This is a genomic window from Nocardiopsis synnemataformans (assembly GCF_965343085.1).
GTDB lineage: Bacteria > Actinomycetota > Actinomycetes > Streptosporangiales > Streptosporangiaceae > Nocardiopsis > Nocardiopsis alborubida.
Window position 1 is genome coordinate 14,758 of the sequence record NZ_CBDRFA010000006.1, and the last position, 20,205, is coordinate 34,962.

General features: G+C 73.9%; 15 protein-coding genes. 3 read left to right on the plus strand and 12 right to left on the minus strand.

Annotation, left to right across the window (positions count from 1 at the left end):
• Positions 1-35: 35 nt before the first annotated feature.
• Complete coding sequence (locus tag ACSIH6_RS04495; protein WP_435106881.1) at positions 36-986, plus strand: D-alanine--D-alanine ligase family protein; 951 nt, start codon at positions 36-38, stop codon at positions 984-986.
• A gap of 84 nt (positions 987-1,070) precedes the next feature.
• Here ACSIH6_RS04495 and ACSIH6_RS04500 read toward each other — a convergent pair whose 3' ends face one another.
• From ACSIH6_RS04500 to ACSIH6_RS04530, 7 genes are all read right to left on the minus strand, one after another.
• The gene (locus ACSIH6_RS04500; protein ID WP_435106883.1) at positions 1,071-2,060 is read right to left on the minus strand and encodes an FAD binding domain-containing protein; all 990 of its coding nucleotides are present in this window, start codon (positions 2,058-2,060) and stop codon (positions 1,071-1,073) included.
• On the minus strand, positions 2,057-4,705 hold the full coding sequence (locus tag ACSIH6_RS04505) for a molybdopterin-dependent oxidoreductase (RefSeq protein WP_435106885.1): 2,649 nt from the start codon (positions 4,703-4,705) through the stop codon (positions 2,057-2,059). The genes ACSIH6_RS04500 and ACSIH6_RS04505 overlap by 4 nt, the downstream gene beginning before the upstream one ends.
• A gap of 214 nt (positions 4,706-4,919) precedes the next feature.
• A complete protein-coding gene (locus ACSIH6_RS04510; protein WP_435106887.1) occupies positions 4,920-6,362 on the minus strand; it encodes an NCS2 family permease in 1,443 nt (480 codons plus the stop codon).
• Between the two features lie 208 nt (positions 6,363-6,570).
• Positions 6,571-9,003 carry a xanthine dehydrogenase family protein molybdopterin-binding subunit gene (locus ACSIH6_RS04515; protein WP_435106889.1) on the minus strand — a complete coding sequence of 811 codons (2,433 nt, stop codon included), beginning with the start codon at positions 9,001-9,003 and terminating at the stop codon, positions 6,571-6,573.
• On the minus strand, positions 9,003-10,370 hold the full coding sequence (locus tag ACSIH6_RS04520; RefSeq protein ID WP_435106891.1) for an 8-oxoguanine deaminase: 1,368 nt from the start codon (positions 10,368-10,370) through the stop codon (positions 9,003-9,005). The genes ACSIH6_RS04515 and ACSIH6_RS04520 overlap by 1 nt, the downstream gene beginning before the upstream one ends.
• The gene (locus tag ACSIH6_RS04525; protein WP_150251339.1) at positions 10,367-10,876 is read right to left on the minus strand and encodes a (2Fe-2S)-binding protein; all 510 of its coding nucleotides are present in this window, start codon (positions 10,874-10,876) and stop codon (positions 10,367-10,369) included. Before ACSIH6_RS04525 ends, ACSIH6_RS04520 begins: the two co-directional genes overlap by 4 nt.
• Positions 10,867-11,736, minus strand: a complete 870-nt coding sequence (locus ACSIH6_RS04530; protein WP_435106893.1) for an FAD binding domain-containing protein — start codon at positions 11,734-11,736, stop codon at positions 10,867-10,869. The genes ACSIH6_RS04525 and ACSIH6_RS04530 overlap by 10 nt, the downstream gene beginning before the upstream one ends.
• 266 nt (positions 11,737-12,002) lie before the next feature.
• On the opposite strand from ACSIH6_RS04530, the gene ACSIH6_RS04535 reads away from it, so the two are divergent.
• Positions 12,003-13,565, plus strand: a complete 1,563-nt coding sequence (locus tag ACSIH6_RS04535; protein ID WP_435106895.1) for a PucR family transcriptional regulator — start codon at positions 12,003-12,005, stop codon at positions 13,563-13,565.
• A gap of 131 nt (positions 13,566-13,696) precedes the next feature.
• Positions 13,697-14,398, plus strand: a complete 702-nt coding sequence (locus ACSIH6_RS04540) for a pentapeptide repeat-containing protein (RefSeq protein ID WP_435106897.1) — start codon at positions 13,697-13,699, stop codon at positions 14,396-14,398.
• 83 nt (positions 14,399-14,481) lie between these two features.
• On the opposite strand, the gene ACSIH6_RS04545 is transcribed toward ACSIH6_RS04540, so the two are convergent.
• From ACSIH6_RS04545 to ACSIH6_RS04565, 5 genes are all read right to left on the minus strand, one after another.
• A complete protein-coding gene (locus ACSIH6_RS04545) occupies positions 14,482-15,447 on the minus strand; it encodes a helix-turn-helix domain-containing protein (RefSeq protein WP_435106899.1) in 966 nt (321 codons plus the stop codon).
• A gap of 19 nt (positions 15,448-15,466) precedes the next feature.
• Positions 15,467-16,426: an alpha/beta hydrolase fold domain-containing protein gene (locus ACSIH6_RS04550; protein ID WP_435106901.1), complete on the minus strand. Its 960-nt coding sequence runs from the start codon at positions 16,424-16,426 to the stop codon at positions 15,467-15,469.
• Between the two features lie 189 nt (positions 16,427-16,615).
• Positions 16,616-17,539: an aminoglycoside phosphotransferase family protein gene (locus ACSIH6_RS04555; RefSeq protein WP_435106903.1), complete on the minus strand. Its 924-nt coding sequence runs from the start codon at positions 17,537-17,539 to the stop codon at positions 16,616-16,618.
• A gap of 219 nt (positions 17,540-17,758) precedes the next feature.
• The gene (locus ACSIH6_RS04560; protein WP_435106905.1) at positions 17,759-18,880 is read right to left on the minus strand and encodes an endo-1,4-beta-xylanase; all 1,122 of its coding nucleotides are present in this window, start codon (positions 18,878-18,880) and stop codon (positions 17,759-17,761) included.
• A gap of 18 nt (positions 18,881-18,898) precedes the next feature.
• Complete coding sequence (locus ACSIH6_RS04565; RefSeq protein WP_435106907.1) at positions 18,899-20,152, minus strand: cytochrome P450; 1,254 nt, start codon at positions 20,150-20,152, stop codon at positions 18,899-18,901.
• Between the last annotated feature and the right edge of the window lie 53 nt (positions 20,153-20,205).

Genomic DNA, 20,205 nt, shown 5'->3' on the forward strand with positions numbered 1-20,205 from the left:
CCATCATGACAGCAGCACAGAAGGAGGTCCGCGCCGTGGCAGACCTTGACCGGGTCCTCGTCCTGGCCGGGGGCCTGTCCCCCGAACACGAGGTGAGCGTTCACTCCGGGCGCGGCGTCGCCGAGGCGCTGCGCCGACTGGGCGTGGAGGTCCAGGTCGCCGACGTGGACTCCACCCTGTTGGACCGCCTCGTCCAGGACCCGCCGCAGGTGGTCTTCCCCGTCCTGCACGGGGCCGCGGGGGAGGACGGCGCCATCCGGGAGGTCCTGGAACTGGTCGGGGTGCCCTACGTGGGCGCCCGGCCGGGGGGCTGCCGCCTGGCCTACTCCAAGCCCGCCGCCAAGGCGCTGCTGGCCGCCAGGGGCGTGCGGGTGCCGCGCGGCGCCGCCCTGCCCAAGTCGACCTTCCACGACCTGGGCGCTCCGGCGCTGATGGACCGGCTCGCCGACCGGCTGGGCCTGCCGCTGTTCGTCAAGCCCGACCGGGGCGGCTCCGCGTTCGGCGCGGCCCCGGTCGGCTCGGTGCAGGAGCTGTCGGCCGCCCTGGTGTCCTGCTTCGCCTACAGCGACTCGGCCCTGGTCGAGGAGCAGGTGCAGGGAACCGAGCTGGCCGTGGGCGTCCTCGACACCGGCGACGGGCCGGTGGCGCTGCCGCCGGTGGAGATCGTGCCCGACGGCGGGGTGTACGACTACGCCGCCCGCTACACCGCCGGGCGCACCGAGTTCTTCTGCCCGGCGCGCCTGGACCCCGCCACCGTCGCCGAGGCCACGGAGGTGGCGCTGACCGCGCACCGCGTCCTGGGGTTGCGGGACCTGTCCCGCACCGACGTCATCGTGGGGGCCGACGGCCGTGTCACCTTCCTGGAGACCAACGTGGCCCCGGGCCTGACCGAGACCTCCACCTTCCCGATGGGGGCGGCCGCCGCCGGGCTGGACTTCGGGGTCGCGTGCCGGGAGCTGGCCCACCAGGCGCTGCTGCGCGGCTGACCTTCCCGACGGGTCCAGGCCGCGGGCCGGGCGCCGCCGATCCCGGCGGCCCCGGCCCGCGGCCGTTCGGGAAGGCCCCGAGCCTCAGTCGCCGGGAGCGTCCAGGGCCCGCTCCAGGACGTCGCGCACGGTGGCGCTCAGCAGCCCCACCTTGTACCCGGTCGCGGGCAGCGGGGAGCACAGGTCGGCCAGGCCCTCCAGAGCCCCGGCCACGCCCTCGTCCAGAGCCTGGCCCGCACACGCGCCCACCAGGGCGGCCTCCACCTCGGGCAGCCGCAACGGGGTGCGCGCCACCCCGCCCACGGCCACGGCAGCCGAGGTCACCGGCCCCAAGCCCCCGTCCGCCAGGGCCAGGCGCACCACCGCCTCCACCAGCGGCCACTCCGCGCGAGAGCGCCCGGTGGCACGGCGGTAGGCGGACCGCTCGCCCGGAACCGGGACCGGCAGCGCCACCGACACCAGCACCCGGCCCGGCTCCAGCACGTGGTCGCGGGTCGGGTCGGCGGCGTCGTAGAGGTCGGCCACCGCCATCTCGGTCCGCCCGTTGCCCGCCACCAGCACCGACGCGTCGTGGGCCAGCAGCGCCACCGCCAGCGAGGACGGGTGCGGAGCCGCGCACGGGCCCTGGTCCACGACCACCCCGTACAGGTGGTCGCCCCCGCGCGCCGGGCAGGAGTCCCCGCCCGTCTGGAAGCAGTCGAAGGCCGGGTTGCGCAGGTACCAGCACCGGTTGCGCTGGAGCAGGTTGCCGCCCAGCGTCGCGGCGTTGCGCACCTGCGGCGTGGCCAGCGCCCGCGCCGTGGCCGCCAGCGCCGGATAGGCCGCGGCCAGCGCGGGGTCCGCGGACAGCTCGGCGACGCCGGTCAGCGCGCCCACCCGGGCCGAGCCGTCGGGGCGCCACTCCACCCCGCGCAGCTCCTCCACCCCGGTCAGGTCGACCACGGGCGCCGGTTCCAGGACCCCCGAGGCCAGGCACGCCGTCAGGTCGGTGCCCCCGGCGCGCGGGCGGGCGCCCGTGCCCTCCAGCCCGGTCAGGGCCTCCTCCAGCCCCGTGGGGCGTGTGGTCGCGGTCAACGCAGTCCCTCCAGCAGTCGGTCCGGGCGGATGGGCAGGTCCAGGGGGCGCCAGCCGGTGGCGTCGTGCACGGCGTTGGCCACGGACGCGGCCACGCCCACCAGCGAGATCTCGCCCAGGCCGACCCCCGCGCCCGCGGCGTGCTCGAAGCCCTCCTGGTGGAAGTGCACCTCGGTCTCGGGGACGTCGCCCAGCCCTGGGAGCCGGTAGTCCTCCAGGTTGTCGGTGAGCACCACTCCGGTGGCCGGGTCGTGGCGGCGCTCCTCGAAGAGCGCGTACCCCACGCCCTGCACCACGGCACCCTCGGCCTGGTTGCGGGCCAGCCGCTCGGCGTACACGCGGCCCACGGCCAGCCCCGCCCAGCAGCGGGTGGGGCGCACCCGGCCCAGCAGGGTGTCCACCTCCACCTCCATCACGTGCACGGCGCCGCTCATGCCCCGGCCCACGGCCAGGTCGTCCATGTTCGGGGTGAGCGCGCCCCGGCGGTCCCGGCCGCGCTCACCGACCACCCGCACCCCCTCGGCCGCGGTCAGCGCGTCCTTGAGGGCGTGCTCGGGGATCGGCCCCGTGGCGGGGACCCGCGGCTCGCGTTCGCGCAGCTCGGCGCGTAGCCGGTCGGCGGCGTCGGCCGCGGCGGGCCCCATCGAGGTGGTGGTGCGGCTGCCGAAGGAACCGGTGCCGTGCACCGAGGAGCTGTCACCGATCTCCACGCGCACGTCGGCGGCGGACATCCCCAGCCGCTCGGCGACCACCTCGCCCAGGACCGTGCGGATACCGGTGCCGATGTCCTGGGTGGCCGAGCGCACGACCACCGCGCCGTCGCGGACCGACAGCTCGACCTTCGCGCTCGGGCCCATGAGGTAGAGCCAGTTGGAGGCGGCGACGCCGACCCCGCGCCGGAACCGGCCGGTGCGGGACCCGCGCGGGCGCTCGCGCCACAGTTCCAGGGCGGCGGCCCGCTCGTACAGGGCCCGGCGCTTGGGGTTGCCGTCCCAGCGGCGGCGCAGGGACAGGGGGTCCTCGCCCAGCCGGTGGGCCATCGTGTCCACGGCCTGCTCCATGGCCCAGGACATCGGGGCGCCGCCGGGGGCACGCATGGGCAGGCCCGGCGGGCGGTGGGTGACCACGTCGAAGTCGCGGGCCCGGCGCGGTGAGCGCCCGTACATCAGCAGTCCGAAGACGGCCGTGGTGGAGCCCACCGAGACGCCGCCGTCGCCGTGGGAGTCCACGGTCATCGCCGCCAGGTCTCCGGAGTCGTCGGCGAGCAGCGCCACCCGGGTGCGGGTTCCGGGGCGGTTCCCGGCGTCGGTGAGCTCCTCGGCGCGGTCGAAGGACACGCGCACCGGGGCGTGGGCGAGCCGGGACAGCTCGACCGCGGCGACCATGTCGACCGACAGCTTGGCCTTGGCGCCGAAGCCGCCGCCGACGTACTCGCTGAGCACGTGCACCTTCTCCGGCGGCAGCTTCCAGCGCTCGGCGGCCTTCTGGGCGACCTTGGCCACCGCCTGGGTGGACGTCCGCAGGGTCAGCGAGCCGTCGCGGTCCCAGGAGGCCACGCACACGTGGGGCTCCAGCGGGCTGTGCATCTGCACGGCGGTGGTGTACTCCTGGGCGACCAGGCGCGGGTCCCGGCGTTCGGCGGCCGTGCGCAGGCGCCGCACCGCGGTGGCGCCGCGCCAGCCGACGCTGGAGGGACCGCGCGTGTTGCCGTCCCAGCGGGCCGGGAGACTGGGGCCCTCTCCGTAGGAGGGGGCGGCCTGGCGTTCGGCGCGCGTGGTGTACACCTGCGGGGTGTCCTTCGCGCGCGCCTTCTCGATGTCGAGCACGGCGGGCAGGGGGTCGTAGTCCACCCGCACGGCCCGTGCGGCGGCGCGGGCCAGGGCCGCGGTGGGCGCGGACACCGCGGCGACGGGCTGGCCGACGTAGCGCACCGTGCGCTCCTCGCCCAGCAGGTCGACGAACACCGGGTGCGGGTCCAGGGGCTGTCCGGGCCCGGGACGGCGGGCGGCCGCGTTCCGCGCCCCGCCGGGGTCGACGGCGCGCACCCGCGCGTGGGCGTGGGAGGAGCGCACGATCACCCCCTCCCAGGTGCCCTCGGGGGCCAGGTCGGCGCTGAAGCGGGCCCGGCCGGTGACCTTGGCCAGGGCGTCCGCGCGCGGCGGCGCCTGCTCGGGCTCGGTGTCGAACTCGCCCGCGCAGGCGGCGTCCACGGCGGCGAAGATCCCCTCGTAGGCGCCGCAGCGGCACAGGTGCCCGGCCAGGGCGTCGGCCACGCGGTCGCGGCCGGGGCGGACGTCGCCGTGCTCGGCGCGCCAGGAGTCGACGAAGGCGGAGGCCTCCACCACGAACCCGGGCGTGCAGTAGCCGCACTGGAGCCCGTCGTGGGCGGCGAAGGCGCGCTGGACGGGGTGGTCGCCGCCCAGGCCCTCCACGGTGGTGACCTCGCGGTCTTCCAACAGGTCGGCGGGCAGCAGGCACGAGGCGGTGGGTGCTCCCTCCACCAGGACGGTGCAGGCGCCGCAGACCCCGGTGCCGCAGGCGATCTTGGTGCCGGTCAGGCCGAGGCGGTCGCGGATGTGCTCGGCCGCCGTGGTGTCGGGGGAGTCGGGGGCGGGGGAGGAGACGCCGTTGACTCGAACGTTCATGGGGTGGCTTCCCTCGATACGAAGTTGACATTGTCAACTTATGGGCGCCGCCGACCGATGTCAACGAGGTACCGCGTCCCGTGCGGCCGCGCCCTTCGCCACGGAGGGCTCCGCGGCTGCTCCGGGGACGCGCGGCCCCGACCGGGCCCCAGAAAAAAAAGGGGGAGGCCGGGCCGCCCCCTCGGCGGCCCGGCCTCCCCTCAGCGGATCCGGCTCAAAGCCCCAGCGCGTGCATGGAGAAGTGGAACGCGAACACGGCCGAGAGCACCCACATCAGCCAGCCCACGTCGCGCACGCGCCCCTGGGCCGACCTGACCAGCGTGTAGGAGATGATCCCGATGCCGATACCACTGGCGATGTCGAAGGTGAACGGCATCATCGCGATGGTCAGGAAGGCCGGGATCGCCACGGCGATGTCCGACCAGTCGATCTCCCTGATGTGCATCATCATCATGGCGCCCACCAGCACCATCGCCACGGCCGCGGCCTGAGCCGGGACCACGCCGAACACCGGGGCCAGGAAGATCGCCGTGAGGAAGAGCAGCCCCGTGACCACGCTCGCCAGACCGGTCCGGGCGCCCTCGCTCACCCCCGCCGTGGACTCCACGAACACCAGCGTCGCGGAGGAGCTGGTCAGGCCCCCGGCCACGGCGCCCGCGCCGTCGGTCACCAGGATCTGGTTGACCCGGGGCATGTGCCCGCTGGCGTCGGCGATGTCGGCCTTGGTGCCGATGGCCAGGATGGTGCCCAGGGCGTCGAAGAACCCGGCCAGCACCAGGGTGAACAGGATGACGCCCGCCGTGGTCGCACCGGCCGAGGTCCAGGCGCCGAACATGTCCACCTGGAGCAGCAGGCCGAAGTCGGGCGCCGCGAACGGGTTGCCGGGCAGCTCGGGGCTGGCCCCGCCCCAGGCCTGCGCGTCCAGGCCCGCCGCGTAGTGCACGACGATCGCCAGGACCGTGGCGCCGACGATGCCGTAGAAGATCGCGCCGGGCACCCCGCGCACCAGCAGGAGGCTGGCCAGCACCAGACCGCACACGAAGACCAGGATCGGCCACCCGTCGAGGTGGCCGCCGCCCCCGGCCGCGCCGATCTGGAGCAGGCCGCCGCCCTCCCCGGCGCTGACGAAGCCCGCGTTGTCCAGTCCGATGAGGGCCACGAACAGGCCGATGCCCACGCCGATGGCCATCTTGAGGTTGTGCGGCAGCGCGTTCATCACCGCGGTCCGCACGCCGGTCACGACCATGAGGATGATGGCGACGCCCTGCCACACGACCAGGCCCATCACCTCGGGCCAGGCCATCACGGGCGCGGCCTGGTAGGCCACGACCGCCATCACCCCCAGGGCGGCGGCGCAGGCGATCGGCGCCCGGCCGACCACCCCCATCATGATGGTGACCAGCCCGGCGGACAGGGCGGTCATGGTGGTCAGCTGTCCCGCGGACAGCACGTCGCCGTTCGCGTCGGAGACGCCGCTGAGGATGATCGGGTTCAGGACGATGATGTAGGCCATCGCCATGAAGGTGGTCAGCCCGCCGCGGACCTCGCGCCCGAAGGTGGAGCCGCGCTCGCTGACGAAGAAGAAGCGGTCGAGCCAGGATCGAGCCGTGGGCTTCCGGGCCCCCGAGTGCGGGCCGGAGTCCTTGAGTTGGGTCATGTCCCCTCCTGGAGGGAGATGAGCATGGCAGCCATCGCCATGTGTGGGGGGGGTGGATACTCTCAGTGTTCACATGAGGGTGTGTGCAGGACGGCGCTGTCCTGCCGGTACGCACCCGCCCCGGTGTCGGGGCGCCGACGAACCCGGGGCGGGCGGTTCATGGGGGGCGGCGCGGCGGGGGACCCCGCCGCCGCACCGCCCGTCGCGGTTACAGCTCGATGCCCACGATGTCCTCCGGGCGCACCGGCGCGTGGGTCAGGGCCCTGCCCGTGGCCGCGCGCACCGCGGCGACGACGGCCGGGGTCGAGGACAGCGTCGGCGGCTCACCCGCGCCGCGCAGCCCGTAGGGCGCGTGCGGGTCGGGGCGCTCCAGCACGTCGATCCGCATCGGCGGCGTGTCCAGGATGGTGGGGATGAGGTAGTCGGTGAACGAGGGGTTGCGGATCTCCCCGTCCTTGACCTGCACCTCCTCCATCAACGCCAGGCCCAGACCCTGCGTGGAGCCGCCCTGGATCTGCCCGGCCAGCTGCTGGGGGTGCAGCACCCGGCCCACGTCCTGCACCGCGTCGAGCGCGACCACCTTCACCAGGCCCAGTTCCACGTCCACGTCCACCACGGCCCGGTGCACGCACATCCCGAACTGGGTGTGCGAGGAGCCCTGGCCCAGCCTGGGGTCGAGCATCTCGGTGGGCCGGTGGTGGTACTCGCGGGTGTGCTCGACCACCGTGCCGCCGCGCGCCGACTCCCCCAGCAGGTCGGCCAGGGACACCAGCGCGCCGACCGTGGCCGACACCAGCTTGCCGCCGTCCAGGGACAGGTCGGTGTCGGGCAGCGCCTCGGGCACGATCCCGCGCTCGCGGGCCAGCGCGAACACCTCGGCGCGCACCGACGCGCACGCGGTCATGACCGCGCCGCCGGTCATGTACGACTGCCGCGAGGCCGAGGAGGAGCCCGCCGAGCCGACCTGGGTGTCGGCGGGGGCGATGACCACCTTCTCCACGCCCAGTTCGGTCCGGGCGATCTGCCCCTTGACCGTCACCAGGCCCTGGCCGACCTCGGCCGCAGCCGTGTGCACCAGCACCACCGGCTCGCCGCCCACGACCTCCAGCCGCACCCGCGCGGTGGAGTAGTCGTCGAACCCCTCCGAGAAGCACAGGTTCTTCAGCCCCAGGCCGTAGCCCACACCGCGCACCACGCCCTCGCCGCGCGTGGTGCCCGCCACCCCGCCCGGCAGGGTGCGCTGGTCGGCGGGGTCGGCCAGCGCGTCGCGCTCGGGCGGCATCGGCAGGTCGCGGCAGCGCTCCAGCATCTCCGCCATCGGCAGCGGCATGTCGATCTCCTGGCCCGTGATGATCCGCGAGCCCTGCGACATGGCGTTCCTGATCCGCAGGTCCACTGGGTGCATTCCCAGCTCCTCGGCGAGCCGGTCCATCTGCGACTCGTAGGCGAAGCAGGCCTGCACCGCGCCGAACCCGCGCATCGCGCCGCACGGCGGGTTGTTGGTGTACACCCCGTAGGCGTCCACCAGCACGTTCTCCACCTCGTAGGGGCCGATGCCCAGGGAGGAGGCCACGCCCACCACCGCGGGGGTCGCCGACGCGTACGCGCCGCCGTCCACGATGATCTCCGCCGTGGCGTAGAGCAGCGTGCCGTCCGCGCGCGCCCCGTGCTCGTAGCGCATTCTGGCCGGGTGCCGGTGCACGTGCCCGTAGAAGGACTCCTCGCGGTTGTACACGAACTTGACCGGTCTGCCGGTGCGCAGCGCCAGCAGGGCCGCGTGGATCTGCATCGACAGGTCCTCGCGGGCACCGAAGGCACCGCCCACCCCGGCCAGGGTCAGTCGCACCTTGTCCTCGGGCAGCCCCAGCGCCGGGGCGATCTGGCGCTGGTCCACGTGCAGCCACTGCGTGGCCACGTACAGGTCCACCCCGCCGTCCTCGGCCGGGACGGCCATGCCCGACTCCGGGCCCAGGAAGGCCTGGTCCTGCATGCCGACCTCGTACTCGGAGGACACCACCGCGTGGGCCTCGGCGCGCAGCCGCTCCAGTACCTCGCCCTCGCGCCCGTCCGAGCCCGCCGCGGCGGCGAACGCGCCCGTGCGCACCGGCTGGTAGCGCAGCCGGTTGCCGCGCGGGTTGTACTCGGGGTGGTCGGGGACCGTGCCCGGTTCGTGCACCGGCGGGCAGTCGGGGTCCAGTGCGGCCCGCCGGGAGTCGCTGACCGGCTCCAGCACCGCGTAGTCCACCCGGACGCGCTCCATCGCCCGCCGCGCGGTCTCGGGGTGGTCGGCGGCCACGATCGCCACCGCCTCGCCCTTGTAGCGCACCTTGCCGAAGGCCAGCACCGGCTGGTCCTGGTACTCCAGCCCGTAGCGCTTGTGCCCGGGCACGTCCTCGTGGGTGAGCACCGCGTGCACCCCGGGCACCTTCAGCGCCTCGGTGACGTCGATGCCGCGGATCTCGGCGTGCGGGTGGGGGCTGCGCAGGGTCGCCCCCCACAGCATGTCCTCCATCCACATGTCCGAGGAGTAGGCGAACTCGCCGGTGACCTTCAGGGTCCCGTCGGGGCGGCGCGGGCTGGAGCCCACCCCGTCCCTGGTCGTGCTCGTCAGGTCCGTCACGGTACGGGTCGTCGCCGCCATCAGCGGCTCACCTCCTGCGTCAGGGCGCGGTGCGCCGCACGGCCGCGCGCGGCGGCGGTCTCGGCGGACAGGGTGCGCAGCTCACCGCGGTCGACGACGGTGCTCCCGCCGACCCAGAGCCGCTCCAGGGGCGGGGTGGGGCCGAAGACCGCCGCCACCACCGGGTCCCCGATCACGTCGTAGCCGAACCCGTCCACCCGCCACAGCGCGATGTCGGCCAGCTTGCCCACCGCCAGGGAGCCCAGTTCGGCGTCGCGGCCCAGCACCCGGGCGCCGCCCAGGGTGGCCATCTCCAGCGCCTGGCGGGCGCTGAGCGCCTTGGGGCCCCTGCGGGCGCGGGCCATCAACAGCGCCTGGTGCATCTCACCGGCCAGCGGCGTCAGCTCGCTGGAGGCCGGGCCGTCCACGCCCAGGCCCACCGGCACGCCCGCCTCCAACAGCTCGGGAACCCGGCAGATCCCCGCGCCCAGACGGGCGTTGGAGGTGGGGCAGTGCGCCACCCCGGTGCCCGTGGCCGCGATCCGCCCGATCGCCGCGTCCGACAGGTGCACGGCGTGCGCGAACCACACGTCCGCGCCCAGCCAGCCGAGCTTCTCGGCGTACTCCACGGGGGTGCACCCGAACTCGGCCAGGCACTGCTCCTCCTCGTCGAGCGTCTCGGCCAGGTGGGTGTGCAGCCGCACCCCCCGGTCCCGGGCCAGCGCCGCGCTCTCCACCATCAGCTCGCGCGAGACCGAGAACGGCGAGCACGGGGCCACCGCCACCCGCGTCATCGCCTCGGGCGCGGTGTCGTGGTAGATGTCGATGGCCTCGGCGGTGCCCGCCAGGGCGCGCTCCAGCGACTCCACCACGGCGTCCGGCGGCAGCCCGCCCTGGCTCCTGCCCCGGTCCATCGACCCGCGGGCCAGGTCCAGGCGCACGCCCACCTCGCGGGCGGCCTCCACCTCGGCGGCCACGATGTCCCCGCGTCCCGAGGGGTGGATGTAGTGGTGGTCGGAGGCGGTCGTGCACCCCGACAGCGCCAGGTGGGCCAGACCGGCGGAGGTCGTCCCCGACACCACGTCGGCGTCCAGGCGGCCCCAGATCTCGTAGGAGCCCACCAGCCACTCGAAGAGCGTGCCGTCGGCGAACAGCCCCTGCGTCGCCCACTGGTAGAGGTGGTTGTGCGTGTTGACCAGGCCCGGCGTGACCAGGCACCCGCGCCCGTCCACGCGTTCGAGGCCCTCGGCCCCGGGTGCCGGTCCCGCGCCCACCGCGGCGATGCGCCCTCCGCGCACCACCACGTGGCCGTCGGCGTACTCCGCGCCGTCCACGGTCACCACGTGGGCGCCCTCGACGACGAACCCGTTCCCGTCCACCGCGCTCACGAGCCGCTCCCGACCCGCCGCGAGGCGGCCAGGCGCACCGCGTCGAGGATCTTCTCGTACCCGGTGCACCGGCACAGGTTGCCCGCCAGCGCCTCACGGATCTCGGCGTCCTCCGGCGCGGGCAGCCCCGCGCCCACCGTGCGCTCCAGCAGGTCGTCGGTCTGCACCAGCAGGCCCGGCGTGCAGAAACCGCACTGGACCGCGCCCGCCTCCACGAAGGCCTCCTGCACCGTGCCCAGCTCGCGCTCGGAGCCCTCGCCCCCGCCCTCGGTCAGGCCCTCCACGGTGCGCACCTCGCGTCCCTGCGCCTGCCCGGCGGCGATCATGCACGAGCACGCCGTCACGCCGTCGAAGTAGACCGTGCACGAGCCGCACTCGCCCTGCTCGCAGGCGTTCTTGCTGCCCGGCAACCCCAGCCGCTCGCGCAGCACGTACAGCAGGCTCTCGCCCGCCCACACGTCGTCGGCGGTGACGTCCTCGCCGTTGACCCTGAAACTCACGCGCATCGCGTGGCTCCCTTCCGGTAGTCGGTGACCGACCAGCTCAGTGCGCGGCGCGCCATCACCGAGAGCGCGTGCCTGCGGTACTCGGCGCTGCCCCGCTGGTCGTCGATGGGGCGGGCGGCCGCGGCCACCAGTTCGCCGAATTTGCGCACGACCGGTTCCGCGAGCGGGCGGCCGTCCTCCCAGTCGAACTCCGCCGCCAGGAACTCCTCGGCGGCCTCCGCGCGCAGCGGCGTGGGACCGGCCGAGCCCACGCCCGTCCCCACGGCCTGGCGCCCGGTGTCCAGGGCCAGCGAGAAGGAGGTCACCGCGATGACCATCGCGTTGCGCGTGCCGATCTTGGCGAACTGCTGGGGGCCCGTCGGCTCGGGCAGCAGCACCGCCGTGATCAGCTCGTCGGCCTGGCGCGCGGTCGTGCGCAGCGACAGGTAGAACTCGCGGGCGGGCACCCGGCGCCTGCCCCGCACCGACGCCAGCTCGACCACCGCGTCGGTGGCCAGCAGCGGCGGGTGGGACTCCCCGGCGGGCGAGGCGCCGCCCAGGTTGCCGCCCACGGTGCCGCGGTTGCGGATCTGCGGGGAGGCCACCGAACGCGATGCCCTGGCCAGCGCCGGGGCCCGCTCCGACAGATGCTCGATCACCGTGGTGTAGGGCACGCCCGCGCCCAGACGGGTGTGCTCCCCGTCCGGCCCGAACTCGGCCAGTTCGGGGATCCGGGTCAGGTCGATCAGGGCGGGCGGCCGCCTCTTGTCGAAGTTGAGCTCCACCATCACGTCGGTGCCGCCCATGATGGGCACCGCCTCGGGCAGGGCGCTCTTCGCCTCAAGGGCCTCCTCCAGTGTGGAGGGGCTCAGGAACTCCATGCTCGGTCCTCTTGTCGCCATGGTCGTGCCGCCGCTCACTCGCGGCCTGGCGCGGTTTGTCGGTCGCGTCGTCCCTGGTGGGTCTCGTCGATGTTGTGAAGTACACCACTGGTAGCGCGGTCACTACCAGCAAGTGATGACATGAAGTGTTCGCGGAACGAACGGTTATCGTTGGGCGTTTCCTACAAGTGGCGTCACCGGAGTAAGGTTCGCCGCCGTACCACCCGGGGGCGCCCGCCGCCCACACGAGCGACAGAGGGACGTTCATGCGGATCAGCGAGCTGCTCGCGGTCACACGGCTGCACCTGAGATTCCTGTCGGGGGCCGAGCACGCGCACCGCACCCTGCGGTGGGCCTACACCACCGACCTGCTCGAACCCGCCCGCTACCTGCGCGGCGGCGAGTTCGTCCTCACCGGCATGATGTGGCGTACCCGCCCCGAGGACTCGCGCACCTTCGTGGCCTCCGTCGCCGGGGCCGGGGCGGTCGCCGTCGGCGCCGGGACCGCCCTGGGCGAGGTCCCCGCCGACCTGGTGGAGGCCTGCCGCGCCCACGACCTGCCCCTGGTGGAGGTGCCCCCGGAGACCTCCTTCGGCGCGGTCACCGAGGAGGTGCTGCGCTCCCTGACCCAGCACCGCTTCACCACCATCGCCGAGACCCGCGACCGCCACCGCCGCCTCATGGCCGATGTCGCCGCCGGGGCCGACTTCCCCCGGGCCTTCGCCGAGGCCGCCGGGCAGACCGGACGGGCCGCCTGGGTCCTGTCCTGCACCGGTCGCCACATCGCCGCCTCGGGTGAGCCCCTGCCCGAGGACGAGCGCGAGTGGATCGCCGCCCGTGCCCTGACCGCCCCGACCCTGCCGCACACCGTCCGCACGCCCCAGCGGGAGGACCGTGCCCTCACGCTCCTGCCCGTCCAGGCCCGCGAGTCCCACCCCCTGGCCACCTGGCTGGTGGTCTGCGAGGGCGACCACGGCTCCTGGACCGAGGAGGAGCACGAGTCGGTGGCCGAACTCGTCTCCATCGCCGGGCTCGCCCGCAGCCGCGCCGAGGAGCGCGCCCTGACCGACGCCCGCCACCTGGAGGGGCTGCCCCGGTTGCTGGCGGCCCAGCGCTTCGACGAGGTCACCGAACTCCTGCGCGGCACCGACCCGGCCAGCGGCCAGGGCGGCCACGTCGTGGTCAGCGCCGTCATGCTGCCCGAGCCCCGGGTGCCCGACCTGGCCCGGCGCGTGCTCGCCGAACTGGTCGCCGACCGCCCCGGCGCCGTCGTCACCGGAGACGAGGACTCCCTGGCCGTCGTCCCGGTGGCCGGGACCGGCGCCCGCGCCAGCGCCGAGGACGTCCGCGCCGCGCTGCTGCACCGCGCCCGCGTCCTGGAGGGCGGCCTGCTCGACCACCGGCTCGCCATCGGCCTCAGCTCGGCCGTGCGGGGCGTGCCCGACCTGCGCGGCGCCGCCGTGGAGGCCCGCCACGCCCGCCGCCTGGCCGAGCTGCGCGGCGGCCGGTCCCGGGTGATCGCCGGGGCCGAGATCGACTCCCACGAGCTGCTGCTGGCCTCGGTCCCCGAGGAGGTGCAGTCCTCCTACCGCGAGCGGCTGCTGGGCCCGCTGCTGGCCTACGACCGCGACCACCGCTCGGAGCTGGTGCAGACGCTGGAGCAGTTCCTGGCCCACTCGGGTTCCTGGCAGCGCTGCGCCGCCACCATGCACGTGCACGTCAACACGCTGCGGTACCGGATCGGCCGGGTGGAGGAGCTGACCGGGCGGGACCTGAGCAGCCTGGAGCACCGGGTGGACCTGTTCCTGGCGCTCAAGCTCCGGGACTGAAGCCCCGCCGGGGGAGGGGCTGCGGGGTGGGGGAGGGGTGCCGGGGGAGGGGAGCGGCCCGCACCGGGCGGCCCGCGTCAGGGGGGCGTGCCGGAGCGCGGGTGTCACAGGCCAGCGCTAGGGTGCTGGCGATGAGTACCGACCTCCTTCTCCCCGAGACCACCGGCGCCGACCTTTCCGGCGCCGACCTGCGCGAACTGCTGGCCCGGCCCCTGGACGCGCCGCGCGTGTTCACCCGCTGCGACCTGACCGAGGCGGACCTGCGCGACGCCGACCTGGTCGACGCCGTCTTCCGCGACTGCCGCCTGGACGGGGCCCGCCTGGAGCGGGCCGTCCTGGAGGGCGCGGTCTTCACCGGCGGCAGCGCCTCGGGGGCGGTGTTCTCGCACGCCGAGTGCACCGAGACCAGGTTCGAGCGGGTGGACCTGGCCAACACCCGCTGGCAGGGCGCCCTGCTCACCGACACCGCCTTCAGCGGCTGCCGGATGACCGGGGCCGGGCTGAACTCGCTGCGCGGGATCGGTTACACCTTCGCGCACTGCAACCTCATGCTGGCCCGCTGCAAGGGCCTGGTGCTGCGCGGTCAGACCCTGGAGGGGATGCGCATGGACGAGGCCGACCTGGCCAGCGCGGACCTGCGCGAGACGGTGTGGACGGAGTCGCGGCTGCGCGGCGCCAACCTGGTCAACGTCAAGCTGGCGGGGGCCGACCTGCGCGGCGCCGACCTGGGGGAGCCCGCCCTGGAGCAGGCCGGGTACCTGCGGGGGGCGAGCATCAGCCCCGCGCAGGCGGGCACCATCCTGGCCGCCCTGGGCATCACCGTCGTGGACTAGGCGCCGCTTTTATAAATCTACGTCGTAAAGGTGCTTGTTTCTTACAATTGTTTCAATGAGGGGAGTAAAAACAGAAACGACAATCAGAGATTGCAGTACAACCGACGCAGAGCCAGCGCCACCTGGAGACGCAGCCGCCCCGACACCTCGCGTACCGGCCAGCCCAGCAGGCGTTCGGCCCGCCCCACGCTCTCCTGGAGGGTGGAGTGGTGCACACCCGCCCGGACCGCCGCGGCCCGCAGGCTGGGGGAGGAGGCCACCGCGTCCAGGACCACCAGCAGCGGCGCTGCCTCGCGTGCCACCCGCTCCAGGGCCGCGACGTCCGGCACCGGTTCGCTTCCGGGCCGCACGGTGTCGGCCAGGAGCAGCAGCCCGCCCAGCTCCTCGGCGAACACCACGCACGGGCCCGGGTCGGCGCCGGTTCCCCGCGCGGTGAAGCGCAGCGCCCGGCGGGCGTCGTGCCAGGAGGAGGGCAGGGCCAGCGCCTCCACGGCCGGTCCCACCCCCGCCCGCCGCTCGCCGGGGGGCTCGGCGGCGGCCAGGACGCGGACGCCGCCGCCGTGGTCGGCCACCGCGCGGGCCGGGGAACCCGGGTTGATCCCCAAGCGGCGGGCGGCCCGGGCGCGCTGCTCCTCGGGCAGGTCGGGGTCGACCAGGGCCCGGGCCAGGGCGGCGCGTCCGCCCGCCGCGGGCGGGGTACGTTCGAGCCGGGTGCGGGCGGCGGCCGCCGCGCGTTCGAGGACCATCGCCTCCACCGGGCCGGGTTCGGCGGTGCGTTCCAGCCACAGCACGCCGCCGCAGACCCGGACCGAGCACCAGGAGGGGTCAGGGTCGGCGGCGGTGCGTCGGACCTCTCCGGCGGGGTCGATCCGTAGCGCGAGGCCGCGTCCGGGGTGGGTGAACCCGGCGGGGACGCCGGTCAGGACGGCGGCGCCGCGGACGACGGGTTCGATTCCGGCTCCGGTGAGTTCGTCGAAGTAGGCGATCACCTTGACGGCGGCGCCCGCTTCGGGGTCCAGTGCCGAGATCCTGCCCAGGAGCTCTCTCATACCTTCATGGTGCCCGGGTTCAGGCCTGGACGATGCGGCGCAGCCAGGGCAGGCGCGGGGCGTTGGCGTTGCGGCTGAGGGCGGCCTGGGGGGCCAGGATGTCGAAGCCGTGGAAGCCGCCGGGCCACACGTGGAGTTCGGCTGATCCGCCCGCCTGCCAGATGCGGGAGGCGTAGTCGACGACCTCGTCGCGGAAGGTCTCGGCGGAGCCCACGTCCAGGAAGGCGGGGGGTAGGCCGGACAGGTCGGTGGCGCGGGCGGGGGCGGCGTAGGGGGAGACGTCGGGGCCGCCCGCGGCCTGGCCGAGCAGGGCGTTCCAGCCGGTGGCGTTGGAGGTGCGGTCCCACATGCCCACCCCGGCCATCTGGTGGGCCGAGACCGAGTCGTTGCGGTCGTCGAGCATGGGGCACAGGAGCAGTTGTCCCTGGAGGGCGGGGCCGCCGCGGTCGCGGGCGAGCAGGGCGGTGGCGGCGGCCAGTCCGCCGCCCGCGCTGCCTCCGCCGATGACGATGCGGGTGGGGTCCAGGCCGAGGTCGGCGGCGTTGTCGGTGATCCAGGTCAGGCCCGCGTAGCAGTCCTCGACGGGGGCGGGGTGGGGGTGTTCGGGGGCGAGGCGGTAGTCGACCGAGATGAGGGCGAGGTCGAGTTCGTGGGCGGTTTCGAGGAGGCCGGGGATCTCGGGGCCGCGGTGGGTGCCCGCGATCATGCCGCCGCCGTGGATCCAGTAGAGGGCGCCGACGGGTGTGGTGGTGTGGGTGGGGTGCCAGTGGAGGAGGGGGATTGGGGTGTGGCCGGGCGCGTGGTGTGCGGTTTCGGTGTAGGCGGGGTGGAGGGTGGTGTCGGCGGGGAGGCGTTGGGCTTGTCGTTGGCGTAGGGCGGGGATCATGTCCGGGGTGATGGAGGGGGTGATCTGGTCGCCGAGGAGGGTCAGGGCGGCGGCGAGTTCGGGGTCGAGCGCGGGGCGGGGCGGGGTGGTCATGGTGGCCTCCGGTGTGGTGTGTCGTGCGTCACCATTGTCGGGGGTGGGTGTGTGCGCGGGGCAGTGCCGTGTGGCGGGTGTGTGCCGCCATACGGCGGGGTGCGCTCTGGTGGTGCCCCGGTCCGACTCCGGCCGTGCCCGGGTCCGAGGGGTTCTCGTCGCCGGGGACGGCCGGGGGTGTGGTGGTGGTTATGCGCCCAGGGCCTCGGCGATGGTCACCGGTACCCGGGGGAGGGTGTGGTCGCCGTCCTCGACGGCCCAGACGCATTCCTGGAGGACGCGGACGAGGGTCCAGGCGCGTGCGCGGTCGCGGGGGATGTGGGCGGCCTCGGAGACCAGGTCCAGGCGGCGGCGGGTCTCCTTGCGGGGGTCGCCGGTGGCGAGGGCTTCGTCCCAGCGGTTGTGCAGGGTGGGGAAGAGGTCGAAGCCGGGGTCTCCGGCGAGGGGTTTGGGGTCGATGGCGAGCCAGGGTTCGCGGTCGGTGCCGGGCAGTGGGGCGAGCACGTTCTGGAAGTGCAGGTCCCAGTGCAGGAGTCGGTCTCCGGCTTCGGGGGCCATCTCGCGGGCGCGGGCGGTGAGCGCGCTGATGCGGTCGCGTTCGTGTGCGGTGCGCAGGCGGGGAGCGAGGAGGTGGGCCCGGGTGACCATGGCGCGGGTGGTGTCGGCCAGGGTGCGCATGCCCTGTGGTGCCCGGTGGGAGGTGAGGCGGGCCAGGAGGGTGCCGATGGTGGTGAGGGCCTCGTCGATGGGGACGGGGTCGAGTGTGCGTGTGGGGTCGAGGGGTTCGAGGAGCATGGCGCCGGTGTCGGGGTCGTGTTGGAGGAGGCGTACGGCGCCGTCGCCGTTCCAGGTGCGCAGGGCGTGGGGTTCGCCTTCGCTCTCGGCGTCCACGGGTTGGATCTTGAGCATGGCGGGGGTGGCGTCGGTGCGTCGTACGGGGACGACGAGGGCGACCATGCCGTGCATGGGTGTCGCGGTGGGCTGGAGGTTCCAGTGTCGGAGTTGGCGTTGGGTGAGTGTGGGCAGCGCTTGGGTCCACTCGGGTCCGAAGAAGCGGTCCAGGAGGGGTGCGAGGGCCTCGGGGACGCGGATCGGGGGAGTGTCGTCGTGCATGTGGTGTGTCCTTCGTCGTTGTGGGTTGGCTGGTGACGAAGGGCACCTGGGGGACCGCGGGTCTAACGCATACCGAACACCTCGTCGTTGTGGGTCTGGGGTTCGACGGTAGCGGGTGGGCGGGTGTGGCGTGTCTGGTGTGGGGTGTGTCGCCGGGTGGTCGTCGGCCGCGACGCCGTTCGGGGTGGCCGGGGGCTGTTCGTGCCGGGGCTCGTGTTCCTAGCGCGTTGGGGGTCGCGAGGGTCTGCGGGACAGGGCCTGGACCATGGCGTTGAGTGCTGGTTTGGGCGTGTAGGAGTCGTCGAAGGGCAGTGCGGCGGTGTAGCCGGGGAACCACTCGGGGATCCAGGAGTGCTCGTCGCTGACCCCCCACACGGACACGCGTACGCAGCGGGGTACGTCCAGGCAGGCCTCGATGACCTGTGCGTACTCGCGGGCCTGGTCTTGGAGGGCGGCCTCGGGGACGGGTTCGGGGATGCGTACGTCCAGTTCGCTGATGCTGACCTCCAGGCCCAGGTCGGTGAAGCGGCGCATCTGTTCGGCGAGGTCGTCGGGGACGTGGCCGTGGATGAAGTGGCTCTGGAAGCCGATGCCGTGCAGGGGGACGCCGCGTTCCAGCAGGGTGGTGACCAGTTGGTACAGGGCGTCGGTCTTGGGGCCGCCGCCCTCGATGCCGAACTCGTTGATGTAGAGGCGGGCCTGGGGGTCGATCTCGTGGGCCATGGTCAGGGCCTGGGCGATGTAGTCCTCGCCCAGGACCTGGTACCACAGGTTCTGCCGTAGGCGGGGGCCGCTGTCCTCGAAGGGTTCGTTGATGATGTCCCAGGAGGTGACGCGTCCTTGGTAGCGGCCCATGAGGGCCTGCATGTGCTCGCGTATGACCTGGCGCAGTTCGTCGGGGGTCCAGGTGCCCTGGGCGAGCCAGGCGGGTTGTTGGTTGTGCCAGAGCAGGGTGTGGCCGTGGACGGTGAGGCCGTTGCGTTCGGCGAAGCCGACCACGGTGTCGGGGCCGCTCCAGTCGAAGGTGTGGCGTTGGGGTTGGACGTACTCCCATTTCATGGTGTTCTCGGCGGTGAGGGAGGTGTAGTGGTCGGTGACCACCGACTGGTACTCGCGGTCGTGTACGAGGGGGTTGACGGCTACGGCGACGCCCAGGTCGATGTCGCTCTGGCGGGCCAGTTGGGGGAGTTGGCCCGCGCTGGCGGACTCTGGTTGGGCGGGCAGGTTGAGGGCCAGGATCGCGGTGACCAGGAAGATGACCGCGCACAGGGCGGCCGCGGTCAGCAGGGCTCCGCGTCCGCGGGTGAGCGAGCGCCAGGGGGAGGAGGCCGTGCTGCGCATCTGGTCGGTTCCCACCTTCTACCGGGTGCCCGTGGTGACGGGGAAGGCCGACAGGGAGCGTACGACGGTGGTGGGGCGGCGGGTGGGGTGGGCGGTGGGTCGCAGGTGCGGGAGGCGTTCGGCCAGGGCGCGCAGGGCGATGCGGGCCTCCAGTCGGGCCAGGGGTGCGCCCAGGCAGTAGTGGACGCCGCTGGAGAAGGACAGGTGGTCGGCGGCGTCGGGGCGGGTGATGTCGAAGCGGTCGGGGTCGGTGAAGCGGTCGGGGTCGCGGTTGGCGGATCCGATCAGGCACATGGCGTAGCCGCCGCGGTGTAGGGGTTGGCCCTGGACGGTGGTGTCGGTGTGGACCCAGCGGCTGGTCATCTGTACGGGTGAGTCGAAGCGCAGGATCTCCTCCACGGCGCCTGGGGCCAGGGTGGGGTCGGCGACCAGGCGTTCCCACTGTTGGCGGTGGCGCAGCAGGGCCATCACCCCGTTCCCGATCAGGTTCACGGTGGTCTCGAATCCGGCGACCAGCAGCAGGCGGCACATCGCGCGCAGTTCGGTCGCGGTGAGGTGGCCGTCGTCGGCCTGGGTGACCAGGGTGGAGACGACGTCATCGCGGGGGTCGGCGCGGCGCTGTCGCATGAGCCGGGTGAACAGCAGGTCCAATTGTGCCGTGGCCTGGTGGATGCGGCGCAGGTGACTCGCCGAGCGGGCGCCGTCCAGGGCGCTGCCGATGGCCTGGCCGATGCGGACGAACTCGGCGTCCTCGGAGGCGGGGACGCCGAGCAGGCGGCTGATGACGGCGATGGGCAGGGGTTGGGCGAAGTCGCGCATGAGGTCGAAGTGGCCTTGGGCGGTGGCCCTGTCCAGGAGTTCGTGGGTGATCTTGGTGATCTCGGTTGCGTACGCGCTCATGCGGCGGGGGCTGAAGGCGGGGCGGGCGAGTTGGCGCAGGCGGGTGTGTTCGGGTGGGTCCTGCATGAGGAAGGACAGGTCCAGGACGTTGAACTGTGGGGGTGGGGTGGTGTCGTCGGGGGGTTGGACGCCGAACTCGCGTCCGCGTAGCAGGGCGCTGACGGCTTGGTAGGTGTTGGCGGTGCGGAAGCCGAGTTTGCTGGTGGTGAAGGGGCCTTGGGTGCGCAGGCGTTGGTAGTTGGGGTAGGGGTTGTCGCGCCAGGGGTAGTGCAGGAGTCTGCTGGGGTGGTCGCCGGTCTGGGCGGCGGTCCAGGAGGCCGCGTGGGCCAGGCGCAGGTGGGCGTCGATGCGCAGGGCGTCGGGGATCTGCATGGTGTGTTCTCCTGTCGCGTTCTTTTTCGACCCTAGGCGGGTGGGGGGTGGCT